The organism is Sedimentibacter acidaminivorans (assembly GCF_017873955.1).
GTDB lineage: Bacteria > Bacillota > Clostridia > Tissierellales > Sedimentibacteraceae > Sedimentibacter > Sedimentibacter acidaminivorans.
This window is the reverse complement of the sequence record NZ_JAGGKS010000002.1, coordinates 137,658-158,462: the sequence shown is the minus strand read 5'-3', so window position 1 is coordinate 158,462 and position 20,805 is coordinate 137,658. Positions and strand designations below refer to the sequence as shown.

The following is a 20,805-nucleotide window of genomic DNA, read 5'->3' as shown; positions in this document are numbered from 1 at the left end:
ATACTTGAAATAATAATTGCTATATGGTATGATTGTTGGCGATGGGGATAGATGGGTGCTGGTGTGCCTCCTGGTCTTCAAAATCAGTCGCGGGGCGTTAGTAGCGTCCTGGGTGGGTTCAATTCCCACATATCCCCGCCATATAAGGAGAGTAGCGATGCATAAAAATGTATTGGTATGTGTCACACAACAAAAGACATGTGAAAATTTGATTAGATTAGGAGCTAAACTTTCATCAGAAGATGAGAATAATAGCTTGTTCGTTATTCATGTAGTTAATGAGAAAGACAAACTATTATATAATTTAAGCGATGGAGATGCTCTAGAGTATTTGTTCGAAATTACAAAAGAAGTTGGTGCAGATTTAATTATACGCAGATCTAAGGATGTTATAAAAACTTTAGTAGATTTTGCAGAGGAAAAGGAAATTACACATATAGTTTTGGGAAACTCACAAGAGAAAGATCCTTCTAAAAACTTTGCAGGTAAACTTAAGAGAAAATTGCCAGGTAGAGAATTTATTATTTAGATGTAGGTAGATTATATGAGTGTTTTATTTAGGATTTCTTTAATATTTAAATTTCTTTTTGATAAGAAAATTCCACTTAAAGAAAAATGGTGGATAATAATTCCAGTAATTTATATATTGAGTCCTGTTGATCTAATACCTGAGCCAATTTTAGGGTTTGGTTTTATAGATGATCTTGTAATGCTAGGTTATCTTTTAGCCGTAGTAATGGAAAAGACAAAGAAATATAATAAGAAAAACGACGTTAGTGAAGATAAAATAATAGAAAATGTTGATTATGAAATAAAAGATGATGAGGAAGAAAAATAGTTCCTCATCATTTTTAATATGCAAAAAAATAAAAATGTTTTCAAATTTGTCGAATATATGGTAATATATATTTATAATATTTTTGGAGGGTGATGATATGAATAACAATTATAAGATTATTCGTACAATTTTTGAGAATGTATTCCAAAGAGTTTTAGAATGTAAAGATAATGTAACAGGTGAAATTTTTTACAATAATGTCATAACAAGTCAAAAAATAATCAAACTTATTGATATAGATGGGTTAAAAAATTTGAATTCTAATATATTAAGTTGTTATAGAACAGAAGATAGAATATTTATAGTAACAAAATCGTTTGATACAATGGAATCGGAAGTAAGAAATGTAAAAGATTATGTTAGTTCTAAGAAGCTATCATTAAAGCAGCAGTTTTATATTTCAAAAAAAATAATAGAGTTGTCATCAAATATTTTTAGTTTAACTGATGTAGTTCAACAAAAAATTCTAGATTTAAATAAAATTTATATTGATAATAATGATGATGTTATCGTAGACTGTAATCTTATTTTTGAACAGGAGTATGATATTCAAGATAATGAAACTTTCAAAAGAATGGGAAATGTTTTGCATTATATTTTTTCGGGAACCGAAATAGTAGATTACAATATTTCAGAACTTGTACCTCCTGATATGCTGAAAATAATTGTAAGATGTTTGACAAAGGAGTATATGTACCCTAAAGATGCTTTGAAAGAGCTAAATAATTCTCCAATATATAATATGATTAATCCAAATTCCAATATGGAAGATAAGATTAATGATAATGTTGTTCAATCTGTTAAAGTGGACAAACATCAGGATATCCTAGAAGAAACTATAACTGAATCTGATGAAACTGATTATAATTTGTATGATGGTGAGAAAAATGATGATAGTGTTTTAGAAATATATTTAGATGATAGCAATAATGGTAGTAAACTAGAAAATAAGAAAACAAAAAATATTGATACTAAAAAGGGTTTATTTTATTATTTGAATAATAAGGATATAAAACGTTTAGCCATATCATTAGTGATAATTGTTTTTGTGTTGATGCTTGGTAATTATTTAATTAAAAACTATGGTAAGGATTCGGAAAATGTTTCTGGTAAAAATACTGATGTAGTTCAGAATGAAGGTAATTCTAATAGTAGTAACAATAATGATAATGATCCTAATAAAAACGGCGAGGGAAATGTAGAAGATAGTTCTGATTCAAATACTGTTACTGATTCAACAAGTATATATTTTAACAAAGAATTGTTAGAAAGTGTTGGATATACAGGAATACTTGCAGAAATAGATGAAGATATATATGTGGAAGGCAATAAATCTCTTGTTGTTAAAAATGATGGTGATGAAAAAGTTAAAGCTTTGTTTGCGACGATAGATTTCACTGACCCTGAATACAATTATATGCTTAAAAAACAAATTGCCATAGCAGCTAAAACAAAATCGGAGAAAGATGTATCATCACTTATTGTGTTAGAGGCATTTAAAGATGGAAAACTTGCTTCCACTTTTCATACTACAGTGCAGATTTATAATGACATGTGGTCTCAAAATACGGTTCCAATTAATGTTACAAATGCTGACTCTCTCAATATATACATTGAGTTTTCTGGCAAAAATAAAGTATGGATAGATTCAATATACATAGATGTAGTAAAATAAATATTAAATTAATGAACTTTTATATATAATTTTACGTCAAATATAATGAATAGTATTAGTATCAATTAATTGTAAATAAAGATTTGATTAAAGAGAGGTGGAAAATGGACATAATTAAAATGGAGAATATCTTTAAACTGTATAAATCTGGTCAAATACAGGTAGAGGCTCTCAAAGACATATCAATCACTATTAAAGAAAAAGAATTCGTTTCAATTATGGGACCATCAGGTTCGGGGAAATCAACCTTGCTTAACGTTATAGGTTGCCTAGATCATGCAAATAAAGGTACATATGAACTTGCTGGACATAGTGTTGATAAATTAAGTGATTCTAAAATGTCTGAAGTTAGGAATGAATTTATAGGTTTTGTTTTTCAAAACTTTCATTTACTTTCTAATTTGTCTGCACTTAAAAATGTAGAGATACCATTAATATATAGGGGTGTTAATGGAAAAATTAGAAAAGAACTTGCGGAAAATGCATTAAAATTAGTTGGACTTGAAGATAGGATGCATCATTTACCTACTCAACTTTCAGGAGGTCAACAGCAGAGAGTTGCTATAGCAAGGTCAATAGTAGGGAACCCTTCGTTGATACTTGCTGATGAACCAACAGGTGCATTAGATACAAAAACTGGAAATAAAATAATGGAATTATTTATTGAATTAAATTTTAAAAAAAATATGACAATAGTTCAAGTAACCCATGAAGAAGACATTGCAGATTTCGGTAATAGAATTATAAGATTAGTTGATGGAGAAATAGTATCTGACTTAAGGAGATAAGGGGAGGACAATATGGTAAAAAAAGTAATTTCTATAATAATAGTGTTAGCAATAGTATTTGGGGGAGGGTATTTAACAGCAAAGCAGTTAGTTCCCGATTCTACTCAAGTGGCAACAGGACCAAAATATTCAACAAAACCTGTTGTGATAGGAGATATTAAGCAAGGAGTAAATATTACAGGACAGTTAAATGGAAATTGGGGTGGCTCAATAACAGCCCCTAAACCAGAAGGTGTAACTGATTTAAATGGAGGCAGCGTTACAGTAGTATATAACATTGAGGAATTATTTGTAGAACCAAATGATATGGTTAGAAAGGGAGACGATTTAGTAAGACTTTCAACAGAAAATTTAGAAGAAATTATAGATAAGCTAAACGAAGGAATAACTAAAAAGCATGAAGAAATACAGGAAATAAATGATGAAATAGATTCTAAATTAGAAGCTTTAAGTAAAAAAATTAATAAAGATATAACTAATATAAGCCAAGTAAACCCATATGAAGGAATTGTTATCTCAGCACCTATAAAGGGAAGACTTTTAGATTTTAGAGTTGAAGAGGGCGAAAGAATAGAAGACCCTAACATAGTTACAATTGTAGACGATAGTAAAGTTAAGATATCATTTAAAGTAAATTCATATGAATATGAAAATATGAAGGTTGGGCAAAAAGTTTTATTACAGTTTAGGAGAGTACTGGAAAATGGAAATACTACGACGGCATTTGATGGTTTTTATTCAGGAACAATAAAAAAATTAAACCCAAATGCAGTTCCTAATTCAGATTCTATGACATATGTTCATAATGGTGTTATAGAAGCAGATAACCCAGGATTAGTTCAAAAAGGGATGGTCGCAGTAGTATATACTGAAAATGAAGGTATTCCAGTTGCTTCGTTATCATATCAGGGAAAAGTAGAATCTTTTGTAAATGAAAAAAAGGTATATTCTACAATTTATTCTGATGGAGATAATGCAAATATTATAGCAACGGAAGTACCAGTGAGTGAAAATGAATTTGTTGATGAAGGACAAATTTTAGTAAGAATTGCTGGTAATGATGTAACTGAATTAATAGAAGAAGATATTGATAAAATAAAAGCTGAATATGATAAAATTAAAACGAAAAATGAAGAGATAGAATCTATACAAGAAAAAATTGATAAAGCTTTGAGCTTAAGTTCTAAATTAATGGTAACTGCTCCAATGGATGGCATGGTTTCATATGTAAATTATAGAGTTGGCGATACTATATCTGCTTCTGAGTCAAGTGATGAATGGTCATTACAACTTATGGATATGTATAATACAAGCGAAATGAATATATATACTACCGTTAGTGATTTAGATGTACTGTATATAAAGCAAGATGCACCAGTAAGTATTACGGTTGATGCGCTTCCAGGAGAAGAATTTGATGGTAAAGTTATGCGTCTTGATCAATATACTGATAGAGATGGTAAAACAGTTTATCGTGTGGAAATAAGCGTGGAAGGTAAGGAAGGGTTGAGACCTGGTATGAATACAAATTGCTTTGTTGATTCTGGAGAATCTTTAGATACGCTACTTGTTCCAATAGAGGCAGTATTTGAGGAAGATAATAAACAAAAAGTTGAAATTTTAAGTGAATCAGGTGAAGTTGAAGTTGTTGAAATTGAAGTTGGTTTGATGAATGATAAGCAAGTTGAAGTACTGAGTGGTCTTGAAGAAGGACAGCAAGTAGTAACAGGTAGTACAAAAGATTTGATGCCAAGCCAATCTGTGCCTGAGAATGACTCGTTGCTGCCTACAACAAATGAATGATGGGAGTAGTGCTATGCAAAAAAAAGGAAAAATATTATCCCTTCTTGTTAGACTTAGATTTTCTGCAGAAATGGCATTTAGTGGGATAACTGCAAACTTGTTGAGGACGTTTCTTACAGTGCTTGGAATAGCAATTGGAGTTGCTGCAGTAGTTAGTTTAATGGGAATAGGAGAAGGAGCTAGAAAATCAATTGTTTCGCAGTTCGAAAGCTTAGGGCAAAATGTTATTGTAATAAAAGCTAATGCTGAAAATGTTAAATTTGAGGCAGAAGAAGCAGAAGAGCTGCCAGAAAGAGTAACCGGAGTTGAATATGCTACACCTGTTGTAAATAAATCTAAAGTTCCAATTAGGTGGAGAAGAGAAGAAAATGAACTTGATATAATTGGTGTAAATCAAAATTACCCAGAAATAAAAGACCACAAAGTGGTGTCAGGTAATTTTTTTACCTCTCTTCATGTAAAGCAAAGGGCTCCAGTTGCTGTTCTTGGATTTAATGTTGCAAAATCTCTTTTGAACGGAAGAAGTCCAGTTGGTCAAATATTAAAATTAGATGGTATAAACTATAGAATAGTAGGGGTACTTAGTGAAAAGGGTGAAGGTAATGGAGATGGAATAGACAATAAAATTATTATTCCATATCCATCAGCACTTAAAATAGTTGGTCAAAACGATATAAGTGAAATTTGGGCTAAATCGAATAGTGCAGAAGAAGCTGAACTAGCAATGGTACAGCTTGGAAGAATATACAAAAGAAAAGTTGGCTTAGGAAAAAATATTGCCCCATCACAAGGTGGAGAAGGTGAAATGCCTTCGGGTGATATGGGTGTAATTGCAGAACCAGTAATGCCGGAGGAGAATGAGAATCCAGAAGATGAAACTAATGTATTCAAAAAGGGTGAAGAACCATTAACTATTACAAGTTTGAATAATCTTGTTAAAGAAGCAGATCAAGCTAATCGTATTATGACGGTATTACTTGGTGGTATTGCAGCGGTATCTCTTCTAGTGGGAGGTATAGGCATTATGAATATAATGCTTGTTGCAGTTACAGAAAGAACAAGTGAAATCGGAGTAAGAAGAGCATTGGGAGCAAAACAAGAAGATTTGCTTATACAATTTATGCTTGAATCTATATATGTAAGTATCATCGGTTGTGTAGTAGGAATATTATTAGGTGCATGGGCTATAAGCGTGGTATCAAAATATGGATTGAATGCTGTAGTAAGTTTACAATCTTTAAAAATAGCCGTAGGCGTGGCTTTGTGTTCTGGAGTTCTATTTGGAGTATATCCAGCAATAAATGCTTCTTTACTTCCACCGGTGGAGGCTCTTAAGAGGTCATAATATATAAAAGGGGTTTTGTTAGTTAATTAATCAAAATCCCTTTTAATAAACATATTTATTATAAAAAATAAAAAATAGGAGGAGTTATGTCGATTTTTATTGGTGAAATTTATCTTGAAATCATTATTTATGCTTTGCTAATTGTTTTTGCATTTTTAATATTAAAGAATTTTGTTGTTAGATATATAATTAAATTTTTGAAAAAAATATCTGAGAGGTATAAATTTAAAGGATTAGCACTAATGGTTGATTCATTAGAAAGACCATTAAGAAATATGTTTTTGTATACAGGAATTTATTTTGCACTTTCAATTTTTCCTTTAAATTCTCAAATATCGCTATTTATATATAGAGTGTTTAGAACATTCATCATAATTACAATAACACAATGCTTATTAAATTTGGTAACAGCATATTCGGTTGTATTGGGTGATAATTTAACATTTAAAGAAGAAAAACCATTGATTTCTAAAACATTATTTCCCCTTTTATCAAAAATATTAAAGGTTTTGATAATTGTATTAGCTATAGTTGCCATAGCTTCGGAATTTGATTTTAAACAGTTAGCTAGTATTCTTGCAGGGGTAGGAATAGGAGGTGCTGCTATAGCCTTAGCTTCTCAAGATTTAATTAAAAATTTCTTTGGAGGATTTATTGTTCTTACGGACAGATCTTTTGATGTTGGAGATTATATAAACATAGATTCAACCGAAGGTACAGTTGAGGAATTGGGATTAAGAAGCACTAAAATTAGAACACTTGGACAAGAATTAGTAGTTGTACCAAATTCTAAGTTTACTAGTGGAGCGGTAATGAATTATACTAAAAGGAGTCAACGAAGAGTAAGCTTTAGAGTTGGAGCTACATATGATACATCCGCACAAAAATTAAAAACACTAATTGAAAAAATAAAAACAATGTTAGATTCTCATCCCATGGTAAAGGAAGATTCAGTAATTGTTAAATTTGATAATTTTGGCTCAAGTTCTTTAGATATTTGGGTTCAATGCATGGTTAACACAGGAAATTATGGAGAATTTCTTAGTATTAAGGATGAAATAAACTTTAATATTATGAATTTGTTTGAAGAGGAAGGTGTATCATTTGCTTTCCCAAGTATGAGCGTATATATGGAAAAAAATATATAATACAAAATTTATGAGGGACTAAGGTCTCTCATAAATTTTGTATTAGTAAAATCTTTATAAAAGTATTCATCATTTTTTAATATATTTACTAACAATTTATATTTTTATAATTAAAATACTATGATTAAGTTGTTATATGTGATATTATACCATAAAATATGAATTTTTTAATAAATTTATTTACTTTAATATAAATATTTAGTAAAATCAATTAAAGGAGGTATAATATAATATGAAATGTCCGAAATGCAGTTTTTATGAGAGTAAAGTAATTGATACAAGACCTACAGAAGATGGATTTAAAATTAGACGCCGAAGAGAATGTATTGAATGTGGACATAGATTTACAACCTATGAAAAAATAGAGGAAACTCAAATTGTAGTTATAAAAAGAGATGGAACTCGACAGGGATATAATAGAGATAAAATTATTAATGGACTTATTAGAGCTTGTGATAAAAGATCTGTTACATTAGAGCAAATAGAAAATATAGCTGATAAGGTTGAAAAGCAGCTTTATAATGAATTCCAGAATGAAGTTTCTACAGCGTTTATTGGAGAAGCCGTTATGGATGAATTGCAGAATGTAGATGATGTTGCTTATGTAAGATTTGCTTCAGTCTATAGGCAATTCAAAGATATTGATACTTTTATGAACGAGCTGAAAAGAATTCTTGATGAAAGGAAAAAGTAAGTTTAGCGCACATTATTATAGACGTGAAAGGAGTAGAATTATGTATATAAACAAAGATGTATTAAATATAACAAAAGGTAATACTAAGATGATTGATACTGAATTTGGAAGGATGCAAATTGAAAAGGTTGAGGCTGGAAAGTTAAAATTAGCAACAGGAAAAGTTATTGCAACAGATCCTATTTTATTGTATGATGACCAGTGTTATTCTAAAAGTGTTGCACCAGGAACATATACAGTTTATATCTACAATGGTAAAATTGAAAAAAGAAAAACACAAGCAGTATTAGCAGAACTTAGATTTAATGAAAATATACCTGTTAAATGGGAAATGGCATTATTTGAGGGTGAAAATTCTAGTAGTTTTGCATCTGATGAATTTATGGGATATGAGGTAGAAAATGGACTTGGTTGCTTCATGGATGAACATGTAATGAGTGTTTTAGATGTTTTAGGTGAAGATGAATTAGAAAAATATGAAAATAATATTAAGGATACGATTAGAAAAGGTGATAAATCGTGGGCAGATGTTATTATTGATGAAAAAACCGGAAGTAATATAATAGTTTTTGCAAGTGGTTGGAATTCAGGAGTTTTTCCAACATATTATGGGTTTGATAAAAATAATAAGTTAGTAAAACTAGTTACAGATTTCATGGTAATAGAAGCATGAGAAAAATCTGCTTAAATATTAGATAAGGGCAATATATAATTGTTTATATAAGTTATATATTGCCTATGAAGGTAATAAACACTACATTAGTTTTTTCTTTTTAAAAAATATGATACAGATAATTACTACGGATATGCATAAAATAGTTACAAACATATATCCGTATGCCCATTTAAGTTCAGGCATATGTACAAAATTCATACCGTACCATCCAACAATTAGAGTCAAAGGCGAAAAGATTAATGTGATTACGGTAAAAAGTCTCATAATATTATTTAAATTTATATCTAGTTGTGATTGATAAGACTCTCTAACTTGAGTAATATAATCCCTTAAATTTCCTACCTTTCTATTTAGACGTTCAATTCGGTTTAACAATATAGTAAAATATGCAATAGAATTTTCGTCAAGTAAATGATTTTGATTTTCAGTTAAATCTTCTACTATATCAAGTAATGGTTCGTAATGCTTTTTTAAAAACAAAAGCCTGTTTTTTAGAGATAAAATATCAGAAACATAATCTTTTGTTTTACCTTGGATTACATCCTCTTCAACATTAGATATTTCGATTTCAAGATTAGAAAGAACTTTAAAGTCATTAATTGTTAATTTATCAATTAAATTGTATAAAATCTTTTCAAAACTTATACTTAAAGTTCCCTTTGTTATAACATCGTCTTCTATTTCTTTAAACATTTTTAAATCATTCTTACAAACAAAAATTAAGTATTTTTTTGTTATATAAAAATCTAATTCACTTACTTTAAAGTAGTTTTGCTTATAACCAATAATGTTTACTATTCCAAAATCATAGTCTTTATATATTTCTATTTTAGGAGTATCTTCGTTATGCATACAGTCAAAAATGGTTTGATGATTAAATTTGAACAATTTATTGTTTTTTTGAAGCTCTTCAGGATTAATTATAATCCAATACTTTTCTTTATTATCTTCTATAGAAGATTCAAATGATGTTTCAATTAAATTTTTATCGCTTATTTTATAAACTTTCAATGTTTCACCTCAAAGTATATTATTTATATAAGACAAGTATAATATTTATTTTATCAGTTTTATATGTACATGTAAATCAATAATATATTAGTTTGTAAAATGGATGATTTAATCTATTGTATTATAAAAAAAAACATGTAGAAAAAAGTATATACAAACTTGAAAATAGTTTAAAAAAATGATAGAATAGCAATTATCTGTTATTATAAAATAAAAGGAAAATTATGAAAACAAAAATAAATATTTATGATATGTTGCTAATAATTTTTATAATAGTAATAAGTAGCTTTTTTATACTTTATAATAGTAGGAATATTACATATTCCAATACTAATATAGCTGTCATATACTCTGAAGATAAAATTGTTGGCGAATATATTTTAAAGGAAAGTTATAAAAATGAAATTGCTGTTAAATCTTCTAATGGATACAATAATATAAAAATTGAAAATGGAAAAATATGGATAGAAGGTGCTAGTTGTCCAGACCAATATTGTATTCATCAAGGTAAAATTAGTGGTAATGGAGAAAATATTGTGTGTTTACCAAATAAGTTGATAATAAAAGTAATGTCTGATAAAAAAAATAAGGAAATTGATTTTATAGCTCCATAGGGCTAGATAAAAAGAAATGAGTTAAATTATGAGTAAATTACAAAGATATATTTTTCTGTCTCTATTAACTGCTGGAGCTATGATACTTAGCATAATAGAAGGAATGATTCCCTTACCATTTATAGCACCAGGTGCTAGGCTTGGATTAGCAAATATTGTAACACTTACAGCTATAGTAATATTTGGTTTTAAAGATTCAATGCTGGTTGTTATTTTGAGGTGTGTACTGATGATGTTTGTTGCAGGAAATCCAATAAGTTTTATATATAGTGTTACAAGTGGAGTATTAAGTGTAATAGTTATGCATATGGGATTAAAATATACAAAAAAATATTTTAGCCTTATTGGTATAAGTGTTTTAGGTGCTATTACTCACAATGCATCTCAAATAACAGTTTCAGCTATTATGTTTGAAAGTTTAAGCATGTACACATATTTGCCAATTATGTCTTTGGTAAGTATTTTTACGGGATGTTTTGTAGGGTATACTTCTATTTATATAACTGATAATTTAAATAAAAATTTATTGAATAAGACGAAAGAGGTATAAAATGAAAAGGGGTAATTCAATTTATTTTTTAATATTGATACTTGTAGGGTCAATAATAGGGAGTATTTTAGGTAAGGTTTTCGCAAATTATCTCCCTATTTTAAATTATGGAGAAGCAATTGGTTTTGGTCCAACGACTTTAGATTTAAACATTATTACTTTAACATTTGGTTTTAGTGCAAATTTAACATTAGCAGGAATAATTGGCATAATAATAGCAATAATAGCTTATAGAAAGTTATAGGGATATATAGTATGAAAAAAATAATTTTAGCATCAAAATCACCAAGAAGAATAGAGATGTTAAGTAAATATTTTAAGGATATAAAAGTATATTCATCTGAAGTACAAGAAATAGTGAACCCAAATGATAAACCGCAAACAACTGTTATGAAAATTGCATTTGAGAAGGCCAGTGCTGGATTAAAATTATGTGATGAACATGGTATCATTATAGCTGCAGATACTATAGTTTACATGGATGAGGTTATGGGAAAGCCAAATAATATAGAAGAAGGATTTCAAATGCTTAAGGACTTGTCTGGAAAAAAACATAGTGTATTTACGGGAATTTGTATTATTGACACTATATCAAATAAAAAGGTAGTTGATTTTGAAAAAACAGAGGTAGTATTTAACGAATTGAGTGACAATGAAATCCTCAAGTATTTAGACTTAGGAGAATATATAGATAAGGCAGGTAGTTATGGCATACAGGGTTATGGAGAATTATTAGTAAAAAAGATTGATGGATGTTATAATAATGTGAAAGGATTACCATTAAGTAAATTAAATTATTTGTTGAAAAAACATTTTTCTTTAGAATTGCTTTAGGAAACAATATTATATTGCATATTGGAGGATAAAATGGACAATAATAATTATACTATAAAATCTATACCTGTTGATGAAAGGCCTCAAGAAAAGTTACTAAAGTATGGGGCTAACTCTCTATCAAATTCAGAGTTAATTGCAGTAATTTTAAGGACTGGAAGCAAACAAGAAAATGCAATTGTTTTGGCTCAGAAATTATTAAGAGAAGATGGTAAGGGATTAAAAAATATTGCTGAAGGTACTCCTAACAAATTTAGAAAGCATTATGGGATAAGTAATGTTAAAGCATCACAATTAATGGCAGTTGCTGAACTTAGTAAAAGAATAAGTGCTTTTAGATATGAAAAAATTAAAATTTCATCACCTAATGATGCTGCTGTTGTTATGATGGAAGAAATGCGATATTACAAAAAAGAATACTTTAAAATTATATTGCTTGATACAAAAAATAACATTATAAAGGTTTCAGAGATATCTATTGGTAGTTTAAATAGTTCAATAGTGCATCCACGTGAGGTTTTTCAAGAAGCTATTATTAATTCATCATCTTCTATTATTCTTGTACATAATCATCCTAGCGGTGAATCAGAGCCTAGTAAAGAAGATATTGCACTTACAAATAGATTAGTGGAATGCGGAAAAATTATAGGTATTAAGGTTATAGATCATATTATTATTGGTGATGGCAAATTTTTTAGTTTTAAAGAAGAAGGATATATTTGAAATTAAATCGCTTAATTGGCGCATAGATAGGTAGGAAGAAAGGATTAACATAAACATGGGATTTATTAATTTTTTTACACAAAATATTGGAATTGACTTAGGTACATCAAATACTTTGGTGTATGTCAACGATAAAGGAATTATAGTAAACGAGCCATCAGTAGTAGCTATAAATGTTAATACAAATACAGTTCGAGCTGTTGGTAATGATGCTAAGTATATGCTTGACAGAACACCAAAAACAATAAATGCAATAAGACCTTTGCAAAATGGTGTAATTGCAGATTTCGAAATTACTAGCGCAATGATAAAATATTTTATCAATAAATCACTTAATAATAGAAGATTTATGAAATCTAATATAGTTATTTGCGTGCCAGTAGGAGTTACGTCTATTGAGAGAAGAGCTGTTGAGGAAGTTGCTTATGATTCTGGAGCTAAAAAAGTAAAATTAGTAGAGGAGCCAATGGCAGCCGCTATTGGTGCAGGACTTTTGGTTCATGAAGCAGTAGGAAATATGATAATAGATATAGGTGGAGGAACTACTGAGATTGCAATTGTTTCACTTGGAGGAATTGTTGTTAGTGATTCATTAAGAATTGCTGGTGATGACATAGATGCTAATATTAAAGAGTATATTAAATTAAAATATAAAATGGAAATAGGTTTAGTTTCTGCTGAAAACATAAAAAAGGTAATAGGGAATGCTAGTAATGAATTTTATAATAAAGAAAAAGCTAAAGTTAAAAAAGATAAAGCAGAGAGTGATGAGTCTGGTGAAGTAGATATAAACGAATCAAAAAAAGAAACTAATCAAATGGAAATTAGGGGAAGGGACATTGTTTCTGGATTACCTATTAGTATTAGTATTACTAGTGATGAAATTAGAACAGCTATAATTGAAACAGTAAATAGTATCGTTGGTGCTATAAAGAGAGTATTAGAAAGAACACCACCTGAACTGGCTGCTGATTTATATGAAAATGGGATATATCTAACTGGTGGAGGAGCTCTTTTAAAGGGTTTGGATATATATATAGAGAAGGAAACCGGATTGAAGGTTCATGTTGCAGATAATCCTTTAGAATGCGTAGCTCTAGGGGCTGGAAAAATATGCGAAAATATGTAGATAAGTGGTGAAAAATGAATATTATAAAGAAACATATAAAAAAAATTTTGTTTTGGCTTATAATTTTTATTTTGATTGTACTCATCGGATTGACATCAGTTGGTAAAATTGAGAATAATGATGGGGGTATTTTTGGTGACCTTTTTTCAGGTTTTCAGAAAATTACTTTTAACATAGGACAAACACTTGCTAATTCTTTTTATTCTGTTCAAGATATAGTAAAAATGAAAGAAGAAAACATCCTATTAACTGAAACAGTACAAGAATTGCAAGAGCGAGTAAGGATTTTAGAAAATATTGTAAATAAGTCTGATGCACTTGAAGCAGAGTATAAAATGAAAGCTAATCTTAATTATGATTATGTATCTGGACAGGTGATAGCCTTAGATAATTCTAACTGGTTTAGTAGAATTACTATAGATAAGGGTAAATTAGACGGAATAAATAAAAATGATATAGTTATTCATGCGGTTGAAACAGGAAAGGGTATGGTACAAATTGGTTTAGTTGGAATTGTAACCGAAACTGGTGACAATTGGGCTAAGGTAGTGACACTTTTAGATGGAACCTGTAAAATTAGCTTTAGAGATATAAATAATGAAGAAAGCGGTATATTACAAGGAAGCATAGATGGTAATGTCACAGGATATTTTTTTAATAGCAAGGTAGTGGCTAATAAAGGTGATTCGCTTGTAACATCAGGTATAGGAGAAATTTATTTACCTGATTTGTATATAGGAAAAGTAAATGAGATAATACATACTACTGATGCTTCAACTCAAAAAATAGTTATTAGTCCTGCCGTAGATTTTACTAAATTATATAAGGTGTTTGTATTAAAAATTAAAAGATAGATATTGATTAAATAAGTCATCATGAAAGGAAAGTTTTGATGAAAAAAATAAATATAATAGTTATTATTGTAGTAATTAATTTTATATTTCAAACTTCCCTCTACAATTACTTAGATATATTTGGATTGATACCAAATATATCTTTAATATTTGTAGTGATTTTTGCTATGATGACAAATGGAATTAAAGGAGGCGCCATTGGGATAATTACAGGAATGCTCTACGATATAATGCTTTATGATGTATTTGGAGTATATACATTAATTTATTTCATTATAGGTTCGGTTATAGGCTCTTTTAGTGAAGATGTAAACAGAGAAAATTACATTTTATATAGTATTGCAACTATGCTAGCGACATTATTTTTTCATGTATTACTATATATTTTGTTGTTTTTCCTTAAATATAATGTTGAAAATATTGGATATATAGTTAAAAATATTTTATTGCAAATGGTATTTAATACTGTTGTCTCTATCTTTGTATTGAAATTTGTAGTTTATCTGTTTGATAAATTTAGTGTAAAATAAATTGTTTAATAAGTATATTTAAGATACATGAGGTGATAAATTGGGATTGAAAAAAATTTTCAAGAATAGATTTAATATAATTTATATGGTTATAGTTTTAATGCTATTGGTATTAGGATTTAGAATGGCAGTGCTAACAATAGTTCATGGCGAAGATTATAGGCAAATTGCTGATGTTAAAAAAATAAAGGATATACCTGTTAAAGCGCCAAGAGGTAAAATTTATGATAGAAATGGTGTTTTACTTGCAGATAATATAACAAGTTTTACAGTACAGATGTATACTGACCAAATAAAAAAAGATGATTTTAATAATGTATCATTTATTTTATCAAAAATACTTGATGAAAATGGAGAAAGACCATTGGATGATTTTCCAATAGAGCTTGATACATTTGACTTTATAGATGAAGAATTAGAAAAAGTAAAAATTAATATGGATAAGATAAATAAATCTGTTTATGGTGAAGTAATTGGAACTCAATCAATAGAAAAAGAGGCAATAATTAATTCATATAAAACTGCGCAAGAAAAAGTGATTGAATTAATAAAAGGAAATTTATATGAGTGGCTAATTTATGAATCAAGTATTTATGGGGAAAAATATAATGTAAAGAAAAGTGTAATAAATATATTAAAAAGAAGTTTAAAAGATATGCCAATTGATTTGGTAAACGGACAATTCATTTATATCAATGGACCTGATGAAATTATAGAGGATAGTGATACAAATGGAATTGAAGAAATAAATAATCAAAAACAAAATGGTAACATTAGCCAAATTAATAAAGAAGATAAGGCTGATGAGACTAATCCAATTAAAATATGGCTTTTGAAATATGATATTAATGTAAATAACGACCCTAATCAAACAGTAATAGATTTATTATTAAAGGAAAATAAATACATATTCAATTTGTTTTCAAATTCAAAAATTAGAAGATTGTCTTACGAATTCTTGAAATCAAAGAATCTTATAAGCAATATTAAGTTAGTTAAATATTCATTTGTTCAAGATAATAAGTTTAAGGAGTTAAAACTCAGTTTAAATAGTAAATATGAAGAAATCACTAAGTTGTCTCTTGCTAAAGATGACTTTGTGTTACTTACTATGAAAAATTCTATCGATAATTTATTGCAAACTGTTTATGAAACTAATTCAGGTATAGTTATGCCAGGTGGTATATTGTGTGAAAAACTAAAGGAAGTTTATAGTGATTTACCTGTTGATTTTAAGGCAGATGGTCAAATAGTAACTTTTTTTTATAATAATGAGGAAATGAAAAATAAATATTTTAATCAATTTCATTTAAGTGAAAATACTTTGGCATATGATTTAATTAAAGAATTAGCTGTTAAAAATTATGATATTTTATATGATGTTATAACAGATGATAAAGTGAAGTATTATTCACAAACCGAATTGTTAAAATATGAAAATCCAAATATATCAATATCAGATTGGGAATACACTCCTATTAGAAATAAAAGAATATGGATAAGTAATAATTTAAATTCTTTAGATGAAAAAACAAGTAGTTATTCCGCAGAACAGGTGTTTAATATACTTAGAGAAAAGCTGAAAATAGATTCAAGTATTAGTGATTATAACTTAAGAAATATGCTTGTTATAAGAGAAAGATATAATAAGACGAGTTATGTTTCATATCATCCTATAGATATTTGTTATGGAATATCAGAAAAATCAGTAGCTATGATATCTGAGCGATCTCATGAGTTAAATGGTATAAATGTTGAGATAGAGCCTATTCGATATTATCCAGAATATAATTCAGCGGCACATGTTCTAGGTTATTTAGGAAAAATATCGCAGGATTACGAGATAAATGAGTATGTGGTAGAAAAAGGGTATAGTCCGGATGATATAATTGGGAAAACAGGAGTTGAAGAAAAATTTGAAGATTATCTTAGGGGTGAAAAAGGTAAGAAGACTGTAGAGGTTAATAATGTTGGAAAGACAATAAAATCAGTATCAAGCCAAGCTCCTGTTCCAGGAGATGATTTATATTTAACACTTGATATAAATCTTCAAAAAAAAGCTGAAGAATCTTTGGAAAAAGGGCTTGAACTTATTCAAACAGGCGGAGTTTATGAGAGTGAATGGGGTGATTTCACTTTTAAAGATGCTTATAAAAATGCGACATCAGGTGCTTTGGTTGCACTTGATGTTAAAACAGGTGAAGTTTTAGCTTTGGCAAACTATCCTTCTTACGATTTGAATATGTTTTCAACAGGTATATCAAGCGAGGATTGGAGTAGTCTCCTGAATGATTCTAAAGATCCATTGGCACCTAAACCTTTGTACAATATATCATTGCTAACTGCCATACAACCTGGCTCTACATTTAAAATGGTTACTGCTTTAGCCGCTCTTGAGAAAGGAGTAGACCCAAATACTAAAGTTTACTGTGCAGGAACCGAAAAAGTAGGGGATAGATACTTTAGCTGTTGGATATACAATATGTTTGGTGGTGCACATGGATATGAAAATATGTATGAAGCAATAAGAGATTCTTGTAATTTTTATTTTTATACAACGGTATTAGGAGAAAATCTTGCTACAAATCAAAAACATACTGTAAAGGTTGATGTGGAAGACATAATAGAAGCAGCTGATAAAGTAGGGTTAAATGGTAAAACAGGAATTGAGATAGCTATACCACAAGAATCTTCAGGCGGTGTTCCTAGTATTGAAGGTAAAAAAGTAAACATAAGAGTTTATTTGAGGTTGTTTTTAGAAGCGAATATACAAAGATATTTAGAAGATGGATATAAAATCGATGAAAGCATGAAGAATGAAATTGTCGAAGAAATAGTTAGCTGGATAGATAGAGAAGAGGTTATGACTAGAGGTAGCGTTTATGATGGATTGAAAGCCTTGAGATTAAATCCTGATAAGACAAATGATAACGGAGTACCATTAGTTGATATAATTAAGTATTCATATATCAATCAGGCTGTGTGGAATTCAGGTGATAACTTAAATATTAGTATCGGTCAAGGTAATAACTCATATACAACTATTCAGATGGCAAATTATATTTCGATTATTTCTAATGGTGGGTATAAAAGAAATGTAAGCGTAGTTAAAGGACTAAAAAAGTACAATGGAGAGGATACTGATTATGTACCTTTGCGTAAATCAGAACGCATTGTTCTTAAAGACTATAGTAACTTAGATGTTTTGAAAAAAGGAATGCGTATGGTTTCTGAAGCAGATAGTGCTAGTCCGTATTCTAATTTTCCTGTAGTAGTAGGCAGCAAAACAGGAACAGCACAAAAAGAGGGCATAAATCCAGAAACAGGAGAGTCATATGATGAATTTGCATGGTACGTAGCATTTGCACCATACGATGACCCACAAATTGCAGTAGCTTGTGTATTGTTTCAGGGTGGTTCAGGAAGATACCCTACACCTATTGTGAGAGATGTAATAGGAGAATATTTAAAGTTTTACGATGAAAATGAATAATAGGTGAACATTACTGTTGAAGAATTATTTTTGGAGGTGTTTTAGATGGGTAGTGTAGTTTTATTTAGTTCAGATAAGAGTTGTATTGGAAAAACTATAATTGGAATTAAAACAGGAATTGAGTTATCGAATAGAGGTAAACGAGTATTGGTAATAGACTTGGCAAACGGTAATAAAAAAATTGCAGAGTATTTTAAAGTTGATGAAGATATAATTTATGATATTAAAGATGTATTTGATGGAACTTGTTCTATGGAACAAGCTGTAATTAATATATCTGATAACTTATGTATTATCCCTTATCCAAGAGTTTTGAATAAAATAGATAATATTAAAAAAGATAGCTTTTCAAGATTGATTACCGAAGCAAAAGATAAATATGATATTTTAATAATTGATGTAAATGGATTATCATCAAGCTACTATTTAGATTTTACAAAAATAGAAAAGATAATTGTTATAAATAATAATGATTTTTCTGCAGTGAAAGAAATAAACAACGCTTCTGATATAGCGAAAAAGTTTGAATTACAAGAGAGCTTTATCATAAATAGATATAATAAAAAGAATGCTAGTAAAGGAACTATGCTCAAAATAAAGGATATGAACAAAATGTTGGATAAAGAAATTATGTCTGTTATTGAAGAGGAAAATAAATATGGTGATGCAGACTATAACTTTATATTTAATAAAGATACCAACTCGTTTAATAGTGCAATTGATTCTATTGCTAATAAATTGAGTTTCATTGACTAATGTGTATTTTGATTAGTTTGTCGTAATTAGTTGGTATATGAATAATATTACTAAAATAAAAAACTTTTGCAATTGCAAAAGTTTTTTATTTAGTAATAAAGCTTGTAATATTTAAATAAACTATAGGGAAGGGGTGGGTGAAATGAATAAATTAACAAAAAGAAAGATTGGTATAAAAAGAAAGGAAATGTTTAATAAAAAGTTAGCAATACAGGTAGGTTTTAGTATAATTCTTGTAGCGTTAGTTATACTTACAAAACAAATGGACTCAAGTTTTTCTAAACAATTTATCAGTGTTACAGAAGAAAAACTTTCTGAGAACATTGATCCGTCAACAATTACGGGTGCATTTAAAAATGTAGTAATAGGAGTACGGGATAAAATACCTTTTTTGTCCAAAAAAGATAACGAATATACTGCACCAGTAGATGGGAAAATATATAAGGAATATGGATTATCCGAAGAAGATAATACTTCATATTACAACCATGGAGTAGATATAATATCTAACACTCAAGCAGTTAAATCTATTTCTGAAGGAACAGTAGTACTTGTTGGAAACAATGAAAAGTTATCTAATTATGTTGTTGTTCAAGAAAGAGATAAAAAAATAATATATGGAAAAATCAATGAAACGTTAGTGAGTAAGGGAGACCAAATTTCCAAAGGTGACATTATAGGGGCTTTAAGTGAAGATAATAAAATACTCCATTTGGAAGTATGGGAAAATGGTGAATCTTTAAATCCTTCAAAATTATTCGAGATAAGCGATTAATTATGTGAGGAAATCTTGGTATTAATAGTCATTGCTCTTACTATTCATGAAGTTGGACATTTGGTTGCGGCAGTAATTTTAAAAATTAAATTTCAACGAATCAAAATAACATTATTTGGATTTAATTTGAATGCGAACTTAGAATCTATAAAACTTGGTAATAAAATCTTGTTATTTTTTTCAGGTCCTTTCTTAAATTTGGTTATGTTTTTTATTTTAGCAGATACAGATTATAATGATTTTGCCGATATTAATATTTTTTTGGCTGTGGTTAACATGATTCCAGTTATTCCTCTAGATGGTGGTAATATATGCAAGGCAATATTAGAAAAAATACTTGACGGAATTTCGGTAAGCAGATATATGATAATGACAAATTGCTTCTTTATAGTGTGTTTTTCAGTAATTATTTATATCCGTCAAGATTGGTTTTATTTCGTATTGATAATAATGGCAGTAAGAGGTATAATGGAAGAAAATAGATATCTGTTTGAAAAAAGTATAAAATATAATTACTATAAAAAGTTTAGAAAAAGATAATCATATTTTTAATTTACTTGGAGGATAAA

22 protein-coding genes and 1 tRNA gene are annotated in these 20,805 nt (G+C 28.8%); 22 read left to right on the top strand and 1 reads right to left on the bottom strand.

The genetic code is table 11. The annotated features are described in order from the left end of the window. The first annotated feature begins 43 nt into the window (after window positions 1–43). The 10 genes from J2Z76_RS04010 (at window position 44) to J2Z76_RS03965 (ending at window position 8,964) form a co-directional block, all read left to right on the top strand. Window positions 44–141, top strand: a tRNA-Sec gene (locus J2Z76_RS04010). 16 nt (window positions 142–157) lie between these two features. Then, window positions 158–529, top strand: a complete 372-nt coding sequence (locus J2Z76_RS04005; protein ID WP_209510715.1) for a universal stress protein — start codon at window positions 158–160, stop codon at window positions 527–529. Window positions 530–544: 15 nt separating this feature from the next. Then, window positions 545–838, top strand: a complete 294-nt coding sequence (locus J2Z76_RS04000; RefSeq protein ID WP_209510714.1) for a YkvA family protein — start codon at window positions 545–547, stop codon at window positions 836–838. 97 nt (window positions 839–935) lie between these two features. Next, window positions 936–2,513: a hypothetical protein gene (locus J2Z76_RS03995; protein ID WP_209510713.1), complete on the top strand. Its 1,578-nt coding sequence runs from the start codon at window positions 936–938 to the stop codon at window positions 2,511–2,513. A gap of 104 nt (window positions 2,514–2,617) precedes the next feature. Beyond that, window positions 2,618–3,301: an ABC transporter ATP-binding protein gene (locus tag J2Z76_RS03990; RefSeq protein ID WP_245210314.1), complete on the top strand. Its 684-nt coding sequence runs from the start codon at window positions 2,618–2,620 to the stop codon at window positions 3,299–3,301. A 12-nt stretch (window positions 3,302–3,313) separates the two neighbouring features. Further along, window positions 3,314–5,104 (top strand): efflux RND transporter periplasmic adaptor subunit, encoded by a 1,791-nt coding sequence (locus J2Z76_RS03985; RefSeq protein ID WP_209510712.1) that lies wholly within the window; start codon window positions 3,314–3,316, stop codon window positions 5,102–5,104. Window positions 5,105–5,117: 13 nt separating this feature from the next. Next, complete coding sequence (locus J2Z76_RS03980) at window positions 5,118–6,449, top strand: ABC transporter permease (RefSeq protein ID WP_209510711.1); 1,332 nt, start codon at window positions 5,118–5,120, stop codon at window positions 6,447–6,449. Window positions 6,450–6,535: 86 nt separating this feature from the next. Continuing rightward, window positions 6,536–7,597 (top strand): mechanosensitive ion channel family protein, encoded by a 1,062-nt coding sequence (locus J2Z76_RS03975; protein ID WP_209510710.1) that lies wholly within the window; start codon window positions 6,536–6,538, stop codon window positions 7,595–7,597. A 232-nt stretch (window positions 7,598–7,829) separates the two neighbouring features. After that, window positions 7,830–8,291, top strand: coding sequence for a transcriptional regulator NrdR (gene nrdR / locus J2Z76_RS03970; RefSeq protein WP_209510709.1), 462 nt, complete (start codon window positions 7,830–7,832; stop codon window positions 8,289–8,291). 40 nt (window positions 8,292–8,331) lie between these two features. Next, window positions 8,332–8,964: a DUF4241 domain-containing protein gene (locus tag J2Z76_RS03965; RefSeq protein WP_209510708.1), complete on the top strand. Its 633-nt coding sequence runs from the start codon at window positions 8,332–8,334 to the stop codon at window positions 8,962–8,964. 81 nt (window positions 8,965–9,045) lie between these two features. On the opposite strand, the gene J2Z76_RS03960 is transcribed toward J2Z76_RS03965, so the two are convergent. Further along, window positions 9,046–9,978: a magnesium transporter CorA family protein gene (locus tag J2Z76_RS03960; RefSeq protein WP_209510707.1), complete on the bottom strand. Its 933-nt coding sequence runs from the start codon at window positions 9,976–9,978 to the stop codon at window positions 9,046–9,048. A gap of 224 nt (window positions 9,979–10,202) precedes the next feature. On the opposite strand from J2Z76_RS03960, the gene J2Z76_RS03955 reads away from it, so the two are divergent. The 12 genes from J2Z76_RS03955 to J2Z76_RS03900 all read left to right on the top strand — a co-directional run bounded on the left by J2Z76_RS03955 (window position 10,203) and on the right by J2Z76_RS03900 (window position 20,776). After that, window positions 10,203–10,592 (top strand): NusG domain II-containing protein, encoded by a 390-nt coding sequence (locus J2Z76_RS03955; RefSeq protein ID WP_209510706.1) that lies wholly within the window; start codon window positions 10,203–10,205, stop codon window positions 10,590–10,592. 28 nt (window positions 10,593–10,620) lie between these two features. After that, a complete protein-coding gene (locus J2Z76_RS03950; RefSeq protein ID WP_209510705.1) occupies window positions 10,621–11,142 on the top strand; it encodes a Gx transporter family protein in 522 nt (173 codons plus the stop codon). A gap of 1 nt (window position 11,143) precedes the next feature. Then, entirely contained in the window at window positions 11,144–11,386 is a 243-nt protein-coding gene (locus tag J2Z76_RS03945; protein ID WP_209510704.1) for a DUF4321 domain-containing protein, read from the top strand. Window positions 11,387–11,397: 11 nt separating this feature from the next. After that, window positions 11,398–11,976 carry a nucleoside triphosphate pyrophosphatase gene (locus tag J2Z76_RS03940; RefSeq protein ID WP_209510703.1) on the top strand — a complete coding sequence of 193 codons (579 nt, stop codon included), beginning with the start codon at window positions 11,398–11,400 and terminating at the stop codon, window positions 11,974–11,976. Window positions 11,977–12,009: 33 nt separating this feature from the next. Then, a complete protein-coding gene (gene radC, locus J2Z76_RS03935; protein WP_209510702.1) occupies window positions 12,010–12,699 on the top strand; it encodes a RadC family protein in 690 nt (229 codons plus the stop codon). 55 nt (window positions 12,700–12,754) lie between these two features. Beyond that, on the top strand, window positions 12,755–13,828 hold the full coding sequence (mreB, locus tag J2Z76_RS03930) for a rod shape-determining protein (protein WP_209510701.1): 1,074 nt from the start codon (window positions 12,755–12,757) through the stop codon (window positions 13,826–13,828). A 14-nt stretch (window positions 13,829–13,842) separates the two neighbouring features. Continuing rightward, window positions 13,843–14,682: a rod shape-determining protein MreC gene (mreC, locus tag J2Z76_RS03925; protein ID WP_209510700.1), complete on the top strand. Its 840-nt coding sequence runs from the start codon at window positions 13,843–13,845 to the stop codon at window positions 14,680–14,682. Between the two features lie 38 nt (window positions 14,683–14,720). Beyond that, a complete protein-coding gene (gene mreD, locus J2Z76_RS03920) occupies window positions 14,721–15,212 on the top strand; it encodes a rod shape-determining protein MreD (protein WP_209510699.1) in 492 nt (163 codons plus the stop codon). Between the two features lie 40 nt (window positions 15,213–15,252). Further along, window positions 15,253–18,705: a penicillin-binding transpeptidase domain-containing protein gene (locus tag J2Z76_RS03915; protein WP_209510698.1), complete on the top strand. Its 3,453-nt coding sequence runs from the start codon at window positions 15,253–15,255 to the stop codon at window positions 18,703–18,705. Window positions 18,706–18,750: 45 nt separating this feature from the next. Next, window positions 18,751–19,461: a nucleotide-binding protein gene (locus J2Z76_RS03910; RefSeq protein WP_209510697.1), complete on the top strand. Its 711-nt coding sequence runs from the start codon at window positions 18,751–18,753 to the stop codon at window positions 19,459–19,461. 142 nt (window positions 19,462–19,603) lie between these two features. Beyond that, the gene (locus tag J2Z76_RS03905; protein ID WP_209510696.1) at window positions 19,604–20,236 is read left to right on the top strand and encodes a M23 family metallopeptidase; all 633 of its coding nucleotides are present in this window, start codon (window positions 19,604–19,606) and stop codon (window positions 20,234–20,236) included. Window positions 20,237–20,251: 15 nt separating this feature from the next. Next, entirely contained in the window at window positions 20,252–20,776 is a 525-nt protein-coding gene (locus tag J2Z76_RS03900; RefSeq protein WP_209510695.1) for a site-2 protease family protein, read from the top strand. The last annotated feature ends 29 nt before the right edge of the window (window positions 20,777–20,805 follow it).

What these genes read in the sequence shown, in the direction of transcription:
- J2Z76_RS03940 (WP_209510703.1), top strand. Translation starts at nt 11,398, where the DNA reads ATGAAAAAAATAATTTTAGCATCAAAATCACCAAGAAGAATAGAGATG.
- J2Z76_RS03995 (WP_209510713.1), top strand. Translation starts at nt 936, where the DNA reads ATGAATAACAATTATAAGATTATTCGTACAATTTTTGAGAATGTATTC.
- J2Z76_RS03975 (WP_209510710.1), top strand. Translation starts at nt 6,536, where the DNA reads ATGTCGATTTTTATTGGTGAAATTTATCTTGAAATCATTATTTATGCT.
- J2Z76_RS03910 (WP_209510697.1), top strand. Translation starts at nt 18,751, where the DNA reads ATGGGTAGTGTAGTTTTATTTAGTTCAGATAAGAGTTGTATTGGAAAA.
- J2Z76_RS03945 (WP_209510704.1), top strand. Translation starts at nt 11,144, where the DNA reads ATGAAAAGGGGTAATTCAATTTATTTTTTAATATTGATACTTGTAGGG.
- mreD (WP_209510699.1), top strand. Translation starts at nt 14,721, where the DNA reads ATGAAAAAAATAAATATAATAGTTATTATTGTAGTAATTAATTTTATA.
- J2Z76_RS03985 (WP_209510712.1), top strand. Translation starts at nt 3,314, where the DNA reads ATGGTAAAAAAAGTAATTTCTATAATAATAGTGTTAGCAATAGTATTT.
- J2Z76_RS03965 (WP_209510708.1), top strand. Translation starts at nt 8,332, where the DNA reads ATGTATATAAACAAAGATGTATTAAATATAACAAAAGGTAATACTAAG.
- J2Z76_RS03990 (WP_245210314.1), top strand. Translation starts at nt 2,618, where the DNA reads ATGGACATAATTAAAATGGAGAATATCTTTAAACTGTATAAATCTGGT.
- J2Z76_RS03980 (WP_209510711.1), top strand. Translation starts at nt 5,118, where the DNA reads ATGCAAAAAAAAGGAAAAATATTATCCCTTCTTGTTAGACTTAGATTT.
- radC (WP_209510702.1), top strand. Translation starts at nt 12,010, where the DNA reads ATGGACAATAATAATTATACTATAAAATCTATACCTGTTGATGAAAGG.
- nrdR (WP_209510709.1), top strand. Translation starts at nt 7,830, where the DNA reads ATGAAATGTCCGAAATGCAGTTTTTATGAGAGTAAAGTAATTGATACA.
- mreC (WP_209510700.1), top strand. Translation starts at nt 13,843, where the DNA reads ATGAATATTATAAAGAAACATATAAAAAAAATTTTGTTTTGGCTTATA.
- J2Z76_RS04005 (WP_209510715.1), top strand. Translation starts at nt 158, where the DNA reads ATGCATAAAAATGTATTGGTATGTGTCACACAACAAAAGACATGTGAA.
- J2Z76_RS03955 (WP_209510706.1), top strand. Translation starts at nt 10,203, where the DNA reads ATGAAAACAAAAATAAATATTTATGATATGTTGCTAATAATTTTTATA.
- J2Z76_RS04000 (WP_209510714.1), top strand. Translation starts at nt 545, where the DNA reads ATGAGTGTTTTATTTAGGATTTCTTTAATATTTAAATTTCTTTTTGAT.
- J2Z76_RS03950 (WP_209510705.1), top strand. Translation starts at nt 10,621, where the DNA reads ATGAGTAAATTACAAAGATATATTTTTCTGTCTCTATTAACTGCTGGA.
- J2Z76_RS03905 (WP_209510696.1), top strand. Translation starts at nt 19,604, where the DNA reads ATGAATAAATTAACAAAAAGAAAGATTGGTATAAAAAGAAAGGAAATG.
- mreB (WP_209510701.1), top strand. Translation starts at nt 12,755, where the DNA reads ATGGGATTTATTAATTTTTTTACACAAAATATTGGAATTGACTTAGGT.